Here is a 16,450-nt window from a genome sequence, read left to right on the forward strand (position 1 = left end):
AAAACTTTTTATGCATTGACGTGGGACTTGATGCCTGCCTTCAGCCCTTTGATGCAACCGATATGTTCGCTCTCGTGGAACAATGCGAATAGAAGCATTTCTCCAACTGTATGGAACTCAAATGGGCCACCCTTGAATGGTTCAGGCAACTTTTCGTCTAGACGTCCATCAAACGTTGCTCTTACTCGCCCCATCTGTTCGGATAATTGAGCTTTCAACACGTCGACTTTCGGTGGTTCAGTCGTCCAATCCTTTGGACTTGTACCTCTGCTGAACATTTCAGCATAACCTTCTGGAAGATTCATTTTCTCTCCAGCTTGGTGGAAAACCAGATACTCGACAGAGACAAGAATGTGTCCAAGCTGCCAACGAAGATTGTTCGGAAATCCTTCCGGAATGATATCTGCGTTCTCTTCTGTAATGTGTTCAGCACCCATCATCAAAAACTTTCGTCCCATTTCAAACTGATTAAAAATTAAATTCTGTTCCATTTTTTCATCAACCTTTCCCCATTAAAATTTTTTATGATTAAGCTAGATATGCTTTCAGACTGCCTTCAAGTGAGCTGCTCCAGCCTTGATTGTGTCCTTCTGCAGCTTCTTCGCTTGGAAGTTGTTCATGTGTGACTTTCACTTCAGTTGAACCATCTTGATCGACATATTGGATGGTAACCTTCGTTTCAGGAAATTGACTTTCTGGGTCATCCCATTTCCATGTGAAAACAAGCTTTTCATTTGGCACGATTTCCACATAACGTCCTACGAGAACCTTGGACTCTCCTTCAGGAGGCGTCATAATGAATTTATACTCTCCATCAACTTTTACATTCATCTTTTCAACCGTGGTTGTATATCCTTCCGGCCCCCACCATTTCGCAAGTTCCTCTGAGTTCGTCCATGCCTTATACATGCGGTCGACCTTTACTGGATAGACCTTGCTTACTTCCAGTTTGTAATTCTGTTCCGTTTGCATTGTAATCATGCATGTTCCTCCTTATTCATCTTCATCATCTAAACCTTCAAAATATGTTTCCAACCTTGACAATTGACTTTCCCAATACGTTTTCCAGTGGTTCATCCACTGAATGGCGCCATCCAGCGCTTCTGGTTTCAGGCTGTAGTACTTATAACGTCCCTCCTTTTTAAACGTTACTACACCGGCATTCTCAAGAATTTTCAGGTGTTTCGTAAAAGCCGGTAAGGACATGTCAAAAGGCTCTGCAAGGCTTTTGACTGTTTTTTCGCCTTTGGACAGCTCCTCTACAATCTTCCGCCTAGTTGGATCCGACAGTACGGAAAATACTTGATCAAGGTTATCCTTATAATAGTTAACCATATGGTTAACTATAAAATATTTTTTACAGGCCGTCAAGGTGATAGGTAGATCTTTTAGGATAAATAAAAAAGGCTGCTATCATGCAGCCTTTTTAAAACTAATTTATGAGAGTTAATACATATCCACCTAATGCTCCGATTAATACAACGAGCCACGGTGCGTATTTCCAGAAAAATAATAAGCCGAATAGTACGAGTGCCAGTATGAAATCCTGTGTCGTTTTGATTGAGCTCGTCCAAACTGGATCATAAAGTGCAGCCAGCAATAATCCGACGACAGCTGCATTAATTCCAGTTAATGCCGCTTGAAAACGCGGTCTTTTTCGAACTTCATTAAAGAACGGTAACGAACCGATGATTAAAAGAAATGATGGTAAAAAGATGCCAATCGTAGCAATAACAGCACCGCCAATTCCATTGATCATCGCACCGAGATAACTTGCGAACGTAAAGAGCGGCCCCGGTACAGCCTGTGCCATTCCATAACCAGCTAAGAACTCGTCTGTATTCACCCATCCAATAGGTACCACTTCACGTTCTAATAAAGGTAAGACGACATGACCACCACCGAATACAAGAGACCCAACACGGAAAAACGTATCGAACACATCAAAAGCGCCATTTTGAATGATCGGTCTCAAGAGCGGAAGCCCGATAAGCAGGGTGAAAAATAATCCCCAGGCAATAATCCCCGTCCTTTTGCTAATTGATACATCCATTTCCTGAATTTCCGGTACATCTTGTTTTCGGTATAGAGCCAAACCAGCCATGCTTGCTGCAAGGATGATTAAGATCTGCCCTAGAGCTGATGGCCATGCAAGTGTCATCACTGCTGCAACAATCGCAATTGTTATCCTCGGTTTATCTGGTGTGAGCTTCTGGCCCATTCCGATGACAGCTTGGGCAACAACAGCTACAGCGACAATTTTCAGCCCGTGAATCCACCCAGCCTCTCCTAGTGCTGTACTTTGATAAAAGAAGGCGAATAGGACAAGTGCAAGGATGGATGGTAAGGTGAATCCAATCCATGAAATGAGACCGCCGAGCAGTCCGCCTCGGAGCATTCCGATAGCAATCCCGACTTGACTGCTCGCGGGACCAGGGAGGAATTGACAGAGGGCGATAATGTCTGCATACGTTTTGTCATCCAGCCACTTCCGTTTATCAATATATTCATTCTTAAAATAACCAAGGTGGGCGACTGGTCCTCCAAAGGAAGTGAAGCCCAACTTTGTAGAAGCACTGAAAATTTCTAGCCATCTTTTTCGCTTTATACTTTTTGCCATGAATTTACCTCATCTATGATGTTTTTTATAACCTAAATGTAATAGAAAAACCCCCTTGTATACAAGAGGGCAAAAGGGTTATCTGTTCATACGGGAGAAGAAATCCCCAAGTGGGTCATCCTCTTCCTCAGGTTCCTCTTCTTCTGCATGCGTATGAATGTCATTTTTCAGTGTATCTAAGCTAATGTCATCCAAGTCCGCTTCGCTTGTCCAATTCCGCTCCTCTTCCACAGGTTCTTCTGTTGAAAGGTGTGGCATCGATGCAGCTTCTTCTTGGAGATAAAGGGCTTGGTCGATATCAACGGCGTTACTGTTCAGGGAAGCTAATAACGTTGTAGCCCGCATCGGGTCGTTCAGCAGCTGATAAACGATCGTTCCGATTAGAGCCTCAGAATGTTCATGCTTCATCCAATTCCGCTGTTCTTTTGACAACTGCTTTGGTAAGGGAATTGTTATGGTTTCTCGATCTTTTGCAAGGGAATCATTCACGCCTTGCAAAACAAACTGAGCGATTTTACTGGAAAAATTCCTTCTCTCAGTCTCTTTCAACTTTTGGAGTTGTTTTAAAAGATAATCAGGTGTATCTGATGGAACACGAAAGGTTATCGTTTGTCCACGTTCCACACCTTTTTTGGAATCTCTCATACAATCACCCTACTTAGCAGCGGTAGTCTCTTTCTCTTTCTTCTCAGACTTCGTTTCTTTTTCCATTTTACGGATATAATCGGAAATCAGCTTGTAATACGCATTCGCCATCATCCAAATACTTTCATTCTCATCTTCGAAGAATTCGATGTTGAACCCGTCTAAATTGTTGTTCAATGTTTTCAAATAATCCTTCAGGACAGCAGATCCGCCCCCGACGAAGTAGCAAATTTCAGATTGGGAGTTTCGTTGCCATACATTTCTGAGATAGCGATATTGTTTCTTCGCTAGCTCTAATAGAATTCGGTCTGTAATATCATGCACATTCGTACGGCTTCCTTTTACCATGATGTGATGACGATTATTCTTCCTAGTAATGATATCGACAACATCGCGACGGCTATCCAGTTCGACGCCATGCTTTGTAAGGATTTCGTCACGGATTTGTTCCAACGATTCAGCAACACCTAAGTTGAAGCCTTGTGCTTTATCATCGTCCACATTACGGTTACGGATTACTGCGATATCCGTAGATAAACCACCAATATCCTGGATGAGGATTTGTTTGTCGATCAATTCTTTATTGATGATATTGAGATCGTTATCCATAACCAGGTTCACATAAGCTGCGAAGCCTTCCGGATATACCTTCACTTCATCGAATTTAATGTTCACTTTCTTACCTTGGAATTGTGGTGTTACCAAGAACTCCACTTGATGGACGGATCCTAACAATTGTGAGCGGTAACCAACGTCCTTACCTTCTTTCACTTCTCTTAGTGGCAAGCCTGTCCCAAGTGTGTAGTTTGCCTCAACGACATTGTTAGCCGTTTTAAAGGATGTTGCTCCTTTATTGTAGCCAACTGCATCCAATGCAATCGCCGCAAACAACATGACGAGAGTTTGATCTTCTTCTGACTTATTGCTTCCTGGGTCCAACTCAGTGGAATTCGTCGTTTTCGTTGCTAGATTACCAACACGATAGATAACATTGTTTTCTTTTAGTGCTGGGGAGTGTACTCGAATATGTAGATTATCTAGTGGGTCTTTTTCATCTAATTCTTCAATACCGATAACAGGGCGGTCTTCCATATCACGTGCAATGACATTTGGAATATACAACTCATTTTCTAGTTTTCCGAAGTTTGCTTTAACAGCATCGTTCCCGACGTCCACTGCAGCAATTCTTGATTTTGTCATAATTCATTACCCCTCTCAGAGAATGTGTGTTACTAGATTAAAGGTATTAGAGAATGGATGAATAGTCAATGCGCCTTTCGATGTGTTCTTTTTCGTTTACATGTGTACAAATTGTAAACAGTTGATGCAACAGCATGTGTACGTATTTGTTTACATGTACACATCATTGAAAACATTTTGTTTACTTATTGTGTACATGTATATATTTTTGTTTACATCCTAATTATTGGGAATGTGCGCCTCTCCCCTACCCTGTTTTTAACATGTTCCACCCGTGTGTTTTTGTAAATGTTTGGTGGGTCCAGAGATTAATAAAACGTAGAATTACGAAAATCTGACAAGAGTAAGGTGAAGGAGTGAAGAGAAGGATTACGAAGAGAGAAAGGTTAGGCTGAGAACAAAAAGGGAGAGGGTTTATAAAATAAGCATCACAGGAGTAAAATACATTTGTTTTGGAGAAAGAAGGGTTTGGAAGAAGGAGTAGAAAATAAATGGAGGGCTATTCTCGTAAGAGCGATTTCTCTAGGGGTGAGCAGGAGCAGGTAAATGCATGAGATCCAATTGCACTCAATAAAAAGACCGTAGGAATCGCTCCCACTTAACAGCATTTAACGAAGATTACTGTCGAAAGGGGAAGAAGATTCCTACAGGTCGTTTACACAAGGTTACTTTGCAGATTGGAATTGCTCGGCTTCTGTCGAACCATTCAACGCAGTGGTAGAGGAGGTTCCACCTGAAATGACCTTCGCCACTTCATCAAAGTATCCTGTTCCTACTTCACGCTGATGGCGTGTAGCTGAATATCCGTATTGTTCACTCGCAAACTCTGCTTGCTGAAGCTCAGAGTATGCTGCCATTCCTCGGTCTTTATATTGCCTTGCAAGCTCGAACATGCTGTGATTTAACGCATGGAAGCCAGCTAGGGTAACGAATTGGAACTTATAGCCCATTTTTCCGAGTTCCTTTTGGAATTTAGCGATCGTCACATCATCGAGCTTCGCTTTCCAGTTGAACGATGGTGAGCAATTGTAAGCTAATAGTTTGCCAGGGTATTTCTCATGGATCGCATCCGCAAATTGCTTCGCTTCTTCTAAGTTCGGTTCAGATGTTTCACACCATACAAGGTCTGCATAAGGCGCATACGCAAGACCTCTAGCAATCGCTTGATCGATGCCTGCTTTTGTTCGGAAGAAGCCTTCTGCAGTCCGTTCACCAGTGATAAAGCTCGCATCCTCAGGATCGATGTCACTCGTAATAAGGTCGGCTGCATTCGCATCCGTTCGAGCGACGATGATTGTCGGTACGCCCATCACATCCGCTGCAAACCTTGCTGAAATCAAGTTCCGTACTGCCGTTTGGGTTGGAAGTAAGACCTTCCCTCCAAGGTGACCGCATTTCTTCTCAGAAGAAAGTTGATCCTCGAAATGCACACCTGCTGCACCAGCTTCAATCATGCCCTTCATCAGTTCAAAAACATTCAACTGTCCGCCAAATCCAGCTTCTGCATCAGCAACAATCGGCGCAAACCAATCGATGTCGCCTTTCCCCTCCATACACTGGATTTGATCGGCACGCTGTAAGGTCTGGTTAATCCGCTTAACGACTTGCGGCACACTGTTTGCAGGATATAAGCTTTGGTCAGGGTACATTTGACCGGACATATTCGCATCTGCAGCAACCTGCCAGCCACTTAAGTAAATCGCCTTCAGCCCTGCCTTCACTTGCTGCATCGCCTGGTTACCCGTCAACGCTCCAAGTGCGTTTACGTAATCCTCTTTATGCAAGAGATCCCATAGTTTTTCTGCTCCTCGGCGGGCTAATGTATACTCAATGTCAATCGATCCTCTTAATCGGATAACATCTTCAGGTGTATAAGGTCTCGTTACACCCTTCCATCTCTCATTTTGGTCCCAGTCCTTCTGAATTTTCATTGCTTTACCTTGTGTCATCTTATTTTCCTCCCTAACCCTTTTTATAATTTTTGATATGCTGGCAGTGTTAAAAATTCTTCAAAGTCGTCCTGTACGATCAAATCTTCAAACAGGATGCGTGCTTCATCAAAGCGTCCTTTTTCATATTGTTCCTTACCGAATTCAGATTTGATTTTCAACACTTCTTCCTCCAATAGTTCCTTGCATAGCTCCACCGTCACTTTACGTCCATCCTCTAAAATCCCTTTCGGATGCCGAATCCATTGCCAGACTTGTGCGCGAGAGATTTCAGCTGTTGCAGCATCCTCCATAAGGTTGTTGATCGGTACAGCGCCACGTCCGCACAACCATGCAGCAATATACCGGATCCCTACATTCAAATTCGTACGAACGCCTTGTTCTGTTATTTCTCCTTCTGGGACATGAAGCAGATCTTCTGCTGTAATCTCCACATCGTCTCTTTGTCGATGAATTTGATTGGCTGTCGGAAGGTGCTCATCAAACACATCCATCGCAATTTGAATCATTCCTGGATGGGCAATCCATGTACCATCATGGCCATCCTTCACTTCCCTTTCTTTATCTGCACGTACTTTTTCGAACGCTGCCTCATTGGCTTTAGGATTGTTTTTGACAGGGATCTGAGCCGCCATACCCCCAATCGCCGGAGCGTTCCGTTTGTGACACGTTTGAATAGCCAATAAGGAATACGCTCTCATATTCGGTACCGTCATCGTGACGAGCGAACGGTCTGGGAGGATGACTTCCGGTCGATTCTTGAACTTTTTTATAAAGCTGAAGATGTAGTCCCATCTCCCACAGTTCAACCCTGCTGAATGGTCCTTCAGCTCATAAAGGATTTCATCCATCTCGAAGGCTGCAAGAATCGTCTCAATCAACACCGTAGCCTTGATTGTTCCTTGAGGGATACCTAGCTCATGTTGGGCAAATACGAACACATCATTCCATAGTCGCGCTTCCAGATGATTTTCGAGCTTCGGTAAATAAAAATAAGGACCGCTTCCCTTTTCAATCAACGTTTTCGCGTTATGGAAGAAATATAATCCGAAATCGAACAAGCTGGCTGATATTGGTCGTCCATCGATATGTGCATGCCGCTCCTCCAGGTGCCAGCCTCTAGGTCTTACTTTAAGTACAGCAGGGCGATCATTCAGTTGATAGCGCTTTCCTTTTTCATTAACGAAGGAAATCGTACCTTTTATCGCATCCCGCAAATTGATTTGTCCTTCTATACAATTCTCCCACGTAGGTGAGTTTGCATCTTCAAAATCCGCCATGAATACCTTTGCACCGGAATTCAATGCATTGATGACCATTTTCCGGTCGACCGGCCCTGTAATCTCAACGCGTCGGTCCTGGAGATCTTCAGGAATAGGAGCAATCGTCCAGTCTCCTTGTCGAATATGTTCCCTTTCCGTTAAAAAATTCGGGTTTTTTCCAAGATCAATCTCATGTTGGATTTCAGTTCTCTTTTGCAATAATTGAAGTCTTTGTTCACCGAAACGGCGCTCCAGCTTTTCGACAAACTGTAGCGCTTCAGGGGTCAATATTTTTTCGAATTCACTCGTTACGGGTGCAAGGATTTGAATTCCTTTTGCATCTGTACGCATGTAACCGACACTTCCCTTCCATCTGTTCAGATCAAGCTTCCCTTATTTGTCCATAGAAAAAGACGAGGTCTCTCCCTCATCCTTTTACTCTTCTCTTTTCGCTAAGCATCTTTCACATTCCATGAAATAGGATTCAGCTTGCTCAACGATATGCTCCCCACACTCCGGGCACTTTTTCTTAGGCAGGTTTCTGAAAAACTTCATTGGGCTCTCCAACTTGCTCATTGTTCATCCTCCTTTTTGTAGAACACTCAATTAATCTTTGTTTCTGTTATAGTACAGTATACATAAAAACAAAACGAATGTGTACCCATTTTTTTAAAAATCTGAAAATTATACGTTTGTACGTGGTATGAACCTTGTAGTGACGGGGGTTTTTTACGAAATTCTGTACTAAAACAGACGTGTTGTAGTACAGAATGCATCTTTTGTTCTGTTTATGAGGTTCCGCCTGGTTGAAGTAGAAGTAATTAATGAAAAAACGTGGCCAAACTAATGTTTTTTACCTGATTTGTCGCTAATTATCTTTATTTTTAAGGAAAGACACTGAAATTTTCATTTTGAGGGCTGGATAATGGCTTGAATCCGAATTTATCTACGAAAAATGAGGATTTTTATACAAAAATTGAAAATTATCTACGAAAAATAAAAATTATCTACGAAAATAACGAATTATCTACAAAAACGAGAAATTATCTACAAAACTGAAAATGCAGGTCAGCAGGCTCAGGATCATCTACAGACCAACAAAAAAAAGACTGGCCACTGCCAGTCTTTCCAATAAACGGGTTATCCTTTTAAAATAAATTCATTTCCATCTTCATCAGTAAATTGAACGAACGTTCCCCATTGCATTTCTTTCGGCTCCTCCTTAAACGAGACGCCATTCTCCATCATCGTTTCATATGTTTTTATAACATCATCACATTCAAAAACAATGGATGCTTTCATCTGTTCATGCCCTTGCATCATCGCTTTCGGATAGAGCACTAAACGAGTCGGTGCATTTGCAGGGGCCACCTCTAGCCAAAATGTGTCTGGACCCATCGGCATCTCCTTCACTACCTCGAAACCGACTTTTTCCGTCCAAAAGGTTTTCGCTTTTTGTTGGTCTTCAACATAAACCGCTACAGTACCTAAATTTTTGATCATGATTATGGCTCCTTTTTCTGTTTGATTGGTCTTATCATACCATCGTCATTCAGGCTCATCATGTAAAAAAACGACGTCTTCCTTCGGTTTATTCGCTTTATCTAAAATCCACCTTTGATACTCCTTCGGTGTAAGGCCGAGACTTTCCTTGAACTCCTTGGAAAAGTGAGCATAATCAAAATAACCGAATTCATACATGCAATCATGAAGATCGACATCCGGATCAAAAAAGATCCTAAGCCTGACCTGGTTGAAGCGAGCAACCTTACTTAGCTTTTTCGGAGTAAGCCCTGTCCAATCACTGCATTTTCGTTCATACTGTCTTTTCGAATAGTGACTCTTCTCAACAACGGATTGGATATCTGTTCCCTTCGGATCCTCATAAATTTCTTCAAGAGTAGATAAGAAAACTGGATCAAGCTCGTTATGGGACAAACCTTTCAGTAAAAAGCTTTCTAAATGGGGAAGCCCTTCTTCAAATGAAGCGTGGGCGAGTTTTTGTTCGAGTTGATTGACCTTATCAGACCTAAATACATCCTTCAGGGCAATGAAGCCATCCTTTAACTCTTTTACATTCAAATCCTTAAAATATTTAAGTCCCCATGGCTTCAAGCGGATTCCAAACAGCTTGATGGTTCCCATTGCTTTTATAATGTGATAGTGAGTCAAAGTTCCGATCAAAAAGGAGGTCTCCATCGGTTTGCCTTTGACTTGATAGGATGCACCGAAATGAAAGATCATTTCAATACAGCCGTCCGGCCATAAAACTTCTTCATCGTCACGCTCGTCATATTCCCTATGAAGAAGCCAGAAGCATTTTACATAAGGCTCCAGCTCTTTTGGCGGCTTTCTCTCTTCATACTTCACACGCTTCACACCTATTTCTCATAATCGAAATTCCAGCTGCATATCTAATGGCTCTTTTTCATATATTCTTTGATTGATTTCCTCAGCATATGTACAACCTAGCGAACGGTAAAAGTGCTGGGTTTCAACTGCAGGGTGAGCACCAATGTATACTTTCTCCGCTCCTAAATCCGATGCTTTCTCGCAACATCGTTTAAACAATTCCTTACCTATACCGTGCTTACGGTACTCATTTGAAACATGGATGTAGGGAAGCTCAACATACTGATTCCTGGATCCGAACCTTTCGCCTTCCACATTTGCAAAACCAACCAACTTATCATCCGCAAATGCTCCTATTACCGCTCCACCTTTTTCGATACACCGTTTCAGGTCTTGAATGACTCTTGCTTTGTGCGTATCATCCCACTCATCAATGAAATGATCGTCTCTTACGGAGAAATTTCCTTCCTCCTTATGCCAGACCTGTTGCGTCACTTGATAACGATTGAAAACCTCCAATAGCCGGTTGTGCAAATCTTTTACCTGTAAGTCTTTATATCTAATTTTCAAACTGCTTTACCCCTTTTCTCAACTTGAATGGATCAACTTCTTCGACAAAGGATAGACACCCAGACTTTGAATGACTAATGAGAGGACAACTACTGAAAAGGATAAGGATAATAACAGATCCAAGTCACCCGTTGCCTTTTCATGCAGGCTGAGTATGAGGACGACGGACATCGTTCCGCGAATTCCTGACCACGTAATGAGAGCTGCCTTTTTCAAACCGATGTCCCGACGCCAAGGACCAAACATCTGAGTAGTGCCATAAATGACAACGAACCGTACGAGCATAGATAAGAGGAATATGATGAACGCGAGTCCCCAAAGATCCATATAGAGATGTTCCGTAGCCACGATACCGATCAGTAAAAACACTAACGATAAAATGGAAGGTTCAACAACATCCCAAAATCCTGAAAGTGCCTCCTGATAATGATCTTCCTTGTTCGTATGGTTGAACTCCCACGCTAACATCACGCCTGCAGCAACAGTTGCAAGAACACCGGAAAAGCCGAGATGCTCTGCAATATGAAATACACCATAGGCAATGATGATACTTAACATCACTTGATAATCCTTATGGTGGGTAATATGGATCGCCTTACTGAAAATCCAGCCGATCACGAGGCCAAGGACTGCACCGCCTACACCCATATATAAGAACTCACCGAGAAACGAAAGAAAATCGAATGATTTGTTCTCCATATATATTCCTGAAATGACACCGAAAAGGACGACACTTGTCCCATCGTTGATCATGGATTCCCCGTCTACGACATCCGCCACATTCGAATCATCAGAAGTCGCCTTTTTCAAAATCGACACAACCGAAACGGGATCTGTCGGTGTTAGAATTGCGGCGATGACAAGCGCTCCGACAAAGGAAATGCTCGTAAACAAGCCTCCTATGAAAGCGATCAAAGCACCTAAAAACAGTGTGGTTACGATGATGCCGATCGTACTCAACATCCCGATGATTCCTGCATTAGCCTTCAACGCCTTTGGGGAGAAGCTGTAGGCCGCTTTAAACAATAAACCAGGCAGGAAAATGCCATAAATGACTTCCTTAGTTACCTCTATACCAGAAAAGTAAGGGATGAACGATAAACCGATCCCGATCAATACGAGTAGAACTGGGACAGGAACGTTTTTTTGCTTTTTATCAATCGTGAAGACGATGTATCCGATGAGGAGTAATAGGATGACCTGCGAGACCGACATAGACTTGTCCTCCTGGTTGGCATAGGATGGGTAGTATATTTATACTCTATCCTTTCCTCTTCTCCACGAAACTCCCGCAATTAGAATTATTGGTGTAAAAGTACATTCAACTAATGCCTCGTTCATCTCCTCTTCATTATATACTTCGGCTAGCCGCCTCGCCTTTTTGAAAAATCCTAACAAGTTCCACCCCGCTCCTAAACGCTGCTTTCATCCAGTCGAAAGCGAACAACGAAATTTTTTCAGAAGGATATTCCATCTCACGAATATAATAGATAGACAAGGTTAAGGAATGACCATCGGACAGGAGGTAATCGGCTTGAATCTCAATTTTGAACGGTTGAAGAAGCGTATCGAAGCTGCCGGAAAACAAACGACCGCAGATTTGGTCATAAAAAATGGGAGAATTATCGATGTCTTTAACGGAGAAATCCTGCTTGGCGATGTTGCCATTACAGATGGGTTTATCGTCGGAATCGGAGAGTATGAAGGCAACCACATCATTGATGCTGCAGACCGCTATATTTGTCCCTCCTTCATAGATGGACATGTTCATATTGAATCCTCAATGGTAACCCCATCAGAGTATGCGAAAGTTGTTTTGCCTCACGGGGTAACGACTGTCATCACCGACCCTCATGAAATCGCCAATGTATCCGGTAAAGAGGGAATTGAGTTCATAATACAGGATTCTGAAGACATCCCGTTAGATGTCCTTCTCATGCTCCCCTCGTGTGTACCGGCTACACCCTTTGAAAACTCAGGTGCAACGTTAACAGCACAGGATCTTGAACCTTTCTTTGAACACAGACGTGTCTTAGGGTTGGCAGAAGTGATGGACTACCCTTCTCTTCACCAGGCGAAAAAAGAAATGCTAGATAAGCTTTTAACAACATGGAAGCACCGGAGTCATATCGATGGTCATCTAGCTGGTTTAGACCAAACCGCTATCAACACCTACAGAGCAGCTGGAATTTCGACGGATCATGAATGTACGACGGCTGCAGAAGCATTGGAACGGCTTCGGAGAGGCATGTACGTCCTCATACTGGAAGGATCCGCAGCCAAAAACCTGTCGGCACTCATCCCAGTCATAAACGAACAGAACGCGCGCAGATGCCTGTTCTGTACAGATGACAAGCATTTGGACGACCTAGTTGAAAACGGCAGCATCGACCATAACGTAAGGCTTGCCATTCAGAAAGGTATCCAACCAATTGTAGCGATTCAAATGGCCTCCCTAAATGCAGCAGAATGCTATGGCTTATCTACGAAAGGCGCGATTGCACCAGGTTATGAGGCTGACTTCCTTTTATTAGACGATCTGAATGCATTAACGATTTCTGAGGTTTATAAAGGTGGAAAGCTTGTCGCTAAAGACGGAATATACATAGGAAAGCCTATGGAAAAAGAAACGCCCTCACCTGAACTGATGGAAACCATCCACACGAAAGCCATTAGTATCAAAGACTTGGAAATCCCCATCTCTGATTCCCGTAAAGCCAACATTATTGAAATTGTGCCAAATCAACTGATTACTAAAAAACGATTGGAAGAAGTCCATTGCGAAGATGGTCACTTCCAGCCCGAAGTATCAAAGGATCTGCTCAAATTACTTGTCATCGAACGGCACAAGAAAACCGGGAACATCGGACGAGGGATCGTAAAAGGCTTCGGACTGAAGGATGGCGCCATTGCGACTACGATTGCTCATGATTCTCATAATATCGTTGCAGCAGGAACAAATGATACTGACCTTCTAAAGGCAATTCATACGCTTCAAGACATGAACGGCGGGCTCGTTTTGGTGCAAGGTGGGAATGCTGTATCTGCATTGTCTCTACCCATCGGTGGGTTAATGTCTACCCAGGATTACCAAAGGATCTATACTGAACTGATGAACATGAAAAGCCGGTTATCCGATATCGGCTTCAAAGGATCATTCAACCCCTTCTTAACATTGTCCTTCTTGACCTTGCCTGTCATTCCGCATCTGAAGCTAACTGATCTCGGTCTCTTTGATGTTGATACCTTTCAGCATATCGATGTCTAGACGATCAATCTTACAATACTCATCCTTTTTTATTCAGGAAAAAAACTACTATAAATTTACGAACGTTTGTTCTATAATGGTTTTATTAAATAATCTTTGATAAGAGGAGTGTTCGTGTGCAGACCAAAAACGTGTTTCTTTATGTATTCAATACAATGTCGGATTGGGAATATGGATATTTGATTGCAGAACTTAATACAGGAAGATTTTTCAAAAAAGATTTAGCACCTTTAAACGTTGTTACGGTAGGAGTGAATAAAGAAATTGTAACGACAATGGGTGGTCTGAAGATAAAACCAGATATCACTATAGATGATTGTACGCTTGATCGTGAATGCATGCTTATTTTACCTGGAGGGAACACGTGGGGAGAAGATATCCATCAATCTATTTTAAAAATAGCAGGTGAAGGCTTACAGCTCGGTGCTTTTGTTGCTGCAATATGTGGTGCAACAGACGGACTCGCGAATATGGGATATCTAGATTCCCGAAAGCATACAAGCAATAACCTGGAATACACAAAAATGATCTGTCCAAATTATAAAGGTGAAAAGTTTCATATGAATGAACCTGCAGTATCTGATAAGAATTTAATTACGGCATCAGGAATAGCTCCTCTTGAATTTGCTATGGAAGTTTTGAAACAAATAGATGTATGTGCGCCAGATACATTGCAGTATTGGTACAACCTGAATAAAACTCATGAACCCCAATACTTCTTTCAATTAATGGATTCACTAGATCGATAGGTTGGAAGTTGAATTTTCATCCTAAAAAACAAATGAGATCCCGTCCAGCCGACAGCATCTCTACTATGATCATATCCGAATTTCTTTTATTTATTGGGCCATCTTATCTCCAAATAAGAGATCTGCGAAACGGGTACTGTTATCAATGCTATGAGCATGCAGGCTTGCGCCGACCTTTTGGAGTAATTTTTCCTTCGTAACACTCATGACGCCTTGAGCCATGTCCAGATCAGTAAGTTGAGAATCTGTGGCTACGAGATTCGTTTCATAGTTGGTAATCTGTCTGACTTTACTTTCAAGGGCGTTTTGATAGGCCCCATATTTTCCTAATTCGGAAAGTGTATAGTCAATGGCCTTGTCTAATTTCTTGATCGATTGTTGACTATCATCAGCAGTTAAAAACGAGATTCGGTCCACATCCAACGCGAGGGTAGAGATATTGCTCATTTCGACTTCATAATGGTCATTACTGCTCGGACCAACTTGAATTTTAAAGGATTTGGGTGTTCCTATGTAATCATAAGCGACATTATAATCGGATGGCTTCGTACCACCAAGATTCTGAGCATATAACTTCCATTCGCCTGTTACAGGGTTGTTGAACCGCATGTATTCCGGATTGCCTGCCCAGCCGCTGTAGTAGGCATATTCAGAAGACCGATTGCTCTCATTTTCTAATGGTTGCCCATTATTTAGAGATGGATAATCATTTAAGTGCTTCTCACCCGCTTTATATTCATATGGCCACCAACCGAACAGTTCCTTCGTTGGACTGATTACATTGATATCCGGGAACAGTGCTCCAGAAATCGTATCAAAGAAACCTCTCACAATGAGAACGTCATTTTCCCCTTCAGGTACATTGAATGTCGCGGCATGCACGAACGGATTAGTCCACCATGTGCCTACCTTGACTTTATTGACGGATGTTTCAATTTCGTTCGTGAATAATTTGTTGTTGTTGAATGAGGTCTGGATGGAAACATCATCAATGTGTTTGAACAACTCTACTGCCTCATCCTGAATCGCTTTCCGATCGTTTGCTGATAACGTTTCAGTGGAGGCTTGTACACTCAACTCCCTGAGACGTTGCAACGTTGAATGAACATCCCGTACAGCACTTTCTGCCACTTGGACTAACGAAATCCCATCCTGGGTATTCCTCTCCGCCATCTTCAGCCCCCTGATTTGAGCACGGAGCTTGGAGGATATACTTAAGGATGCAGCATTATCCGCAGCACGATTAACCTTTCTGCCTGTCGATAACTGTTCGAATAGATTCGTAATGTTCGATTGAGATTTAAGATGAATATTGGTAGGGTTTATTTTATGGAAGGCTATAGTCATTTTATCACCCCTTTACTACTACTATTTACCCTTGTTAATAGTAAAATAAAACTAAAATATAGTTCTTTTGTAACATTATACCAAGTTTTTAGTGGGTTTTATAGATTTACTTTGACCAAATTTTTCCCTTTATTCGACAAAGAAAGCAGCCTTCTGACTGAAGGCTGCTGAATTAAACAACTTATGTATCATTCTTCTTCATTTTTTTCTGCTATTTCAAGCTCTAATCCACCGAATTTACGTGAGAAGAAGTTATAAATGAAGGCCATGAGCATATTTATAAAACCCGAAACGAAAAGCATGACAATTGGAAAACCGAGATATGGGAGACCGATGGTTAAAAGAATCTCGTTTTGTAAAGCTGCTCCAATAATGGTTATAATCAATCCAATAAATGCAATGATCGCTAGTGGTAATGCCGACATATAAAGTGAACTTTTAAACATACTCGCAGGACCTATTTTCTTAATTTCAATTTTCTTCATGAA

17 protein-coding genes are annotated in these 16,450 nt (G+C 42.2%); 2 read left to right on the forward strand and 15 right to left on the reverse strand.

Annotated elements, in window-relative coordinates:
• Positions 1 to 8: 8 nt before the first annotated feature.
• The 13 genes from V1497_RS18355 to V1497_RS18415 all read right to left on the reverse strand — a co-directional run bounded on the left by V1497_RS18355 (position 9) and on the right by V1497_RS18415 (position 11,813).
• Complete coding sequence (locus V1497_RS18355; RefSeq protein ID WP_349408952.1) at positions 9 to 491, reverse strand: DinB family protein; 483 nt, start codon at positions 489 to 491, stop codon at positions 9 to 11.
• A gap of 37 nt (positions 492 to 528) precedes the next feature.
• Positions 529 to 981: an SRPBCC domain-containing protein gene (locus tag V1497_RS18360; protein WP_349408953.1), complete on the reverse strand. Its 453-nt coding sequence runs from the start codon at positions 979 to 981 to the stop codon at positions 529 to 531.
• Between the two features lie 12 nt (positions 982 to 993).
• Positions 994 to 1,335: a metalloregulator ArsR/SmtB family transcription factor gene (locus V1497_RS18365; protein WP_349408954.1), complete on the reverse strand. Its 342-nt coding sequence runs from the start codon at positions 1,333 to 1,335 to the stop codon at positions 994 to 996.
• A 97-nt stretch (positions 1,336 to 1,432) separates the two neighbouring features.
• Entirely contained in the window at positions 1,433 to 2,620 is a 1,188-nt protein-coding gene (locus V1497_RS18370) for a chromate transporter (RefSeq protein ID WP_349408955.1), read from the reverse strand.
• Between the two features lie 78 nt (positions 2,621 to 2,698).
• Positions 2,699 to 3,265, reverse strand: a complete 567-nt coding sequence (locus V1497_RS18375) for a hypothetical protein (protein WP_349408956.1) — start codon at positions 3,263 to 3,265, stop codon at positions 2,699 to 2,701.
• A 9-nt stretch (positions 3,266 to 3,274) separates the two neighbouring features.
• Positions 3,275 to 4,465 (reverse strand): ParM/StbA family protein, encoded by a 1,191-nt coding sequence (locus V1497_RS18380; protein WP_349408957.1) that lies wholly within the window; start codon positions 4,463 to 4,465, stop codon positions 3,275 to 3,277.
• Between the two features lie 665 nt (positions 4,466 to 5,130).
• A complete protein-coding gene (gene aceA / locus V1497_RS18385; protein ID WP_349408958.1) occupies positions 5,131 to 6,414 on the reverse strand; it encodes an isocitrate lyase in 1,284 nt (427 codons plus the stop codon).
• Positions 6,415 to 6,437: 23 nt separating this feature from the next.
• Positions 6,438 to 8,027 carry a malate synthase A gene (aceB, locus tag V1497_RS18390; protein ID WP_349408959.1) on the reverse strand — a complete coding sequence of 530 codons (1,590 nt, stop codon included), beginning with the start codon at positions 8,025 to 8,027 and terminating at the stop codon, positions 6,438 to 6,440.
• An 84-nt stretch (positions 8,028 to 8,111) separates the two neighbouring features.
• Positions 8,112 to 8,252, reverse strand: a complete 141-nt coding sequence (gene yhfH / locus V1497_RS18395; RefSeq protein WP_349408960.1) for a protein YhfH — start codon at positions 8,250 to 8,252, stop codon at positions 8,112 to 8,114.
• A gap of 564 nt (positions 8,253 to 8,816) precedes the next feature.
• On the reverse strand, positions 8,817 to 9,179 hold the full coding sequence (locus V1497_RS18400; protein WP_349408961.1) for a VOC family protein: 363 nt from the start codon (positions 9,177 to 9,179) through the stop codon (positions 8,817 to 8,819).
• A 45-nt stretch (positions 9,180 to 9,224) separates the two neighbouring features.
• On the reverse strand, positions 9,225 to 10,046 hold the full coding sequence (locus tag V1497_RS18405; protein ID WP_349408962.1) for a helix-turn-helix domain-containing protein: 822 nt from the start codon (positions 10,044 to 10,046) through the stop codon (positions 9,225 to 9,227).
• A gap of 18 nt (positions 10,047 to 10,064) precedes the next feature.
• The gene (locus V1497_RS18410) at positions 10,065 to 10,598 is read right to left on the reverse strand and encodes a GNAT family N-acetyltransferase (RefSeq protein ID WP_349408963.1); all 534 of its coding nucleotides are present in this window, start codon (positions 10,596 to 10,598) and stop codon (positions 10,065 to 10,067) included.
• 18 nt (positions 10,599 to 10,616) lie between these two features.
• Positions 10,617 to 11,813 (reverse strand): sodium:proton antiporter, encoded by a 1,197-nt coding sequence (locus V1497_RS18415; RefSeq protein WP_349408964.1) that lies wholly within the window; start codon positions 11,811 to 11,813, stop codon positions 10,617 to 10,619.
• Positions 11,814 to 12,105: 292 nt separating this feature from the next.
• On the opposite strand from V1497_RS18415, the gene ade reads away from it, so the two are divergent.
• Entirely contained in the window at positions 12,106 to 13,866 is a 1,761-nt protein-coding gene (gene ade, locus V1497_RS18420) for an adenine deaminase (RefSeq protein ID WP_414703587.1), read from the forward strand.
• A gap of 116 nt (positions 13,867 to 13,982) precedes the next feature.
• On the forward strand, positions 13,983 to 14,615 hold the full coding sequence (locus V1497_RS18425; protein ID WP_349408966.1) for a type 1 glutamine amidotransferase family protein: 633 nt from the start codon (positions 13,983 to 13,985) through the stop codon (positions 14,613 to 14,615).
• Between the two features lie 90 nt (positions 14,616 to 14,705).
• Here V1497_RS18425 and V1497_RS18430 read toward each other — a convergent pair whose 3' ends face one another.
• Positions 14,706 to 15,962 carry a flagellin gene (locus V1497_RS18430; protein WP_349408967.1) on the reverse strand — a complete coding sequence of 419 codons (1,257 nt, stop codon included), beginning with the start codon at positions 15,960 to 15,962 and terminating at the stop codon, positions 14,706 to 14,708.
• 188 nt (positions 15,963 to 16,150) lie between these two features.
• On the reverse strand, positions 16,151 to 16,447 hold the full coding sequence (locus tag V1497_RS18435) for a hypothetical protein (RefSeq protein WP_349408968.1): 297 nt from the start codon (positions 16,445 to 16,447) through the stop codon (positions 16,151 to 16,153).
• Between the last annotated feature and the right edge of the window lie 3 nt (positions 16,448 to 16,450).

The sequence above is a fragment of the Pseudalkalibacillus sp. SCS-8 genome, assembly GCF_040126055.1.
Classification (GTDB): domain Bacteria; phylum Bacillota; class Bacilli; order Bacillales; family Fictibacillaceae; genus Pseudalkalibacillus; species Pseudalkalibacillus nanhaiensis.

What these genes read in the sequence shown, in the direction of transcription:
- V1497_RS18355 (WP_349408952.1), bottom strand. Translation starts at nt 491, where the DNA reads ATGGAACAGAATTTAATTTTTAATCAGTTTGAAATGGGACGAAAGTTT.
- V1497_RS18360 (WP_349408953.1), bottom strand. Translation starts at nt 981, where the DNA reads ATGATTACAATGCAAACGGAACAGAATTACAAACTGGAAGTAAGCAAG.
- V1497_RS18365 (WP_349408954.1), bottom strand. Translation starts at nt 1,335, where the DNA reads ATGGTTAACTATTATAAGGATAACCTTGATCAAGTATTTTCCGTACTG.
- V1497_RS18370 (WP_349408955.1), bottom strand. Translation starts at nt 2,620, where the DNA reads ATGGCAAAAAGTATAAAGCGAAAAAGATGGCTAGAAATTTTCAGTGCT.
- V1497_RS18375 (WP_349408956.1), bottom strand. Translation starts at nt 3,265, where the DNA reads ATGAGAGATTCCAAAAAAGGTGTGGAACGTGGACAAACGATAACCTTT.
- V1497_RS18380 (WP_349408957.1), bottom strand. Translation starts at nt 4,465, where the DNA reads ATGACAAAATCAAGAATTGCTGCAGTGGACGTCGGGAACGATGCTGTT.
- aceA (WP_349408958.1), bottom strand. Translation starts at nt 6,414, where the DNA reads ATGACACAAGGTAAAGCAATGAAAATTCAGAAGGACTGGGACCAAAAT.
- aceB (WP_349408959.1), bottom strand. Translation starts at nt 8,027, where the DNA reads ATGCGTACAGATGCAAAAGGAATTCAAATCCTTGCACCCGTAACGAGT.
- yhfH (WP_349408960.1), bottom strand. Translation starts at nt 8,252, where the DNA reads ATGAGCAAGTTGGAGAGCCCAATGAAGTTTTTCAGAAACCTGCCTAAG.
- V1497_RS18400 (WP_349408961.1), bottom strand. Translation starts at nt 9,179, where the DNA reads ATGATCAAAAATTTAGGTACTGTAGCGGTTTATGTTGAAGACCAACAA.
- V1497_RS18415 (WP_349408964.1), bottom strand. Translation starts at nt 11,813, where the DNA reads ATGTCGGTCTCGCAGGTCATCCTATTACTCCTCATCGGATACATCGTC.
- ade (WP_414703587.1), top strand. Translation starts at nt 12,106, where the DNA reads ATGACCATCGGACAGGAGGTAATCGGCTTGAATCTCAATTTTGAACGG.
- V1497_RS18430 (WP_349408967.1), bottom strand. Translation starts at nt 15,962, where the DNA reads ATGACTATAGCCTTCCATAAAATAAACCCTACCAATATTCATCTTAAA.
- V1497_RS18435 (WP_349408968.1), bottom strand. Translation starts at nt 16,447, where the DNA reads ATGAAGAAAATTGAAATTAAGAAAATAGGTCCTGCGAGTATGTTTAAA.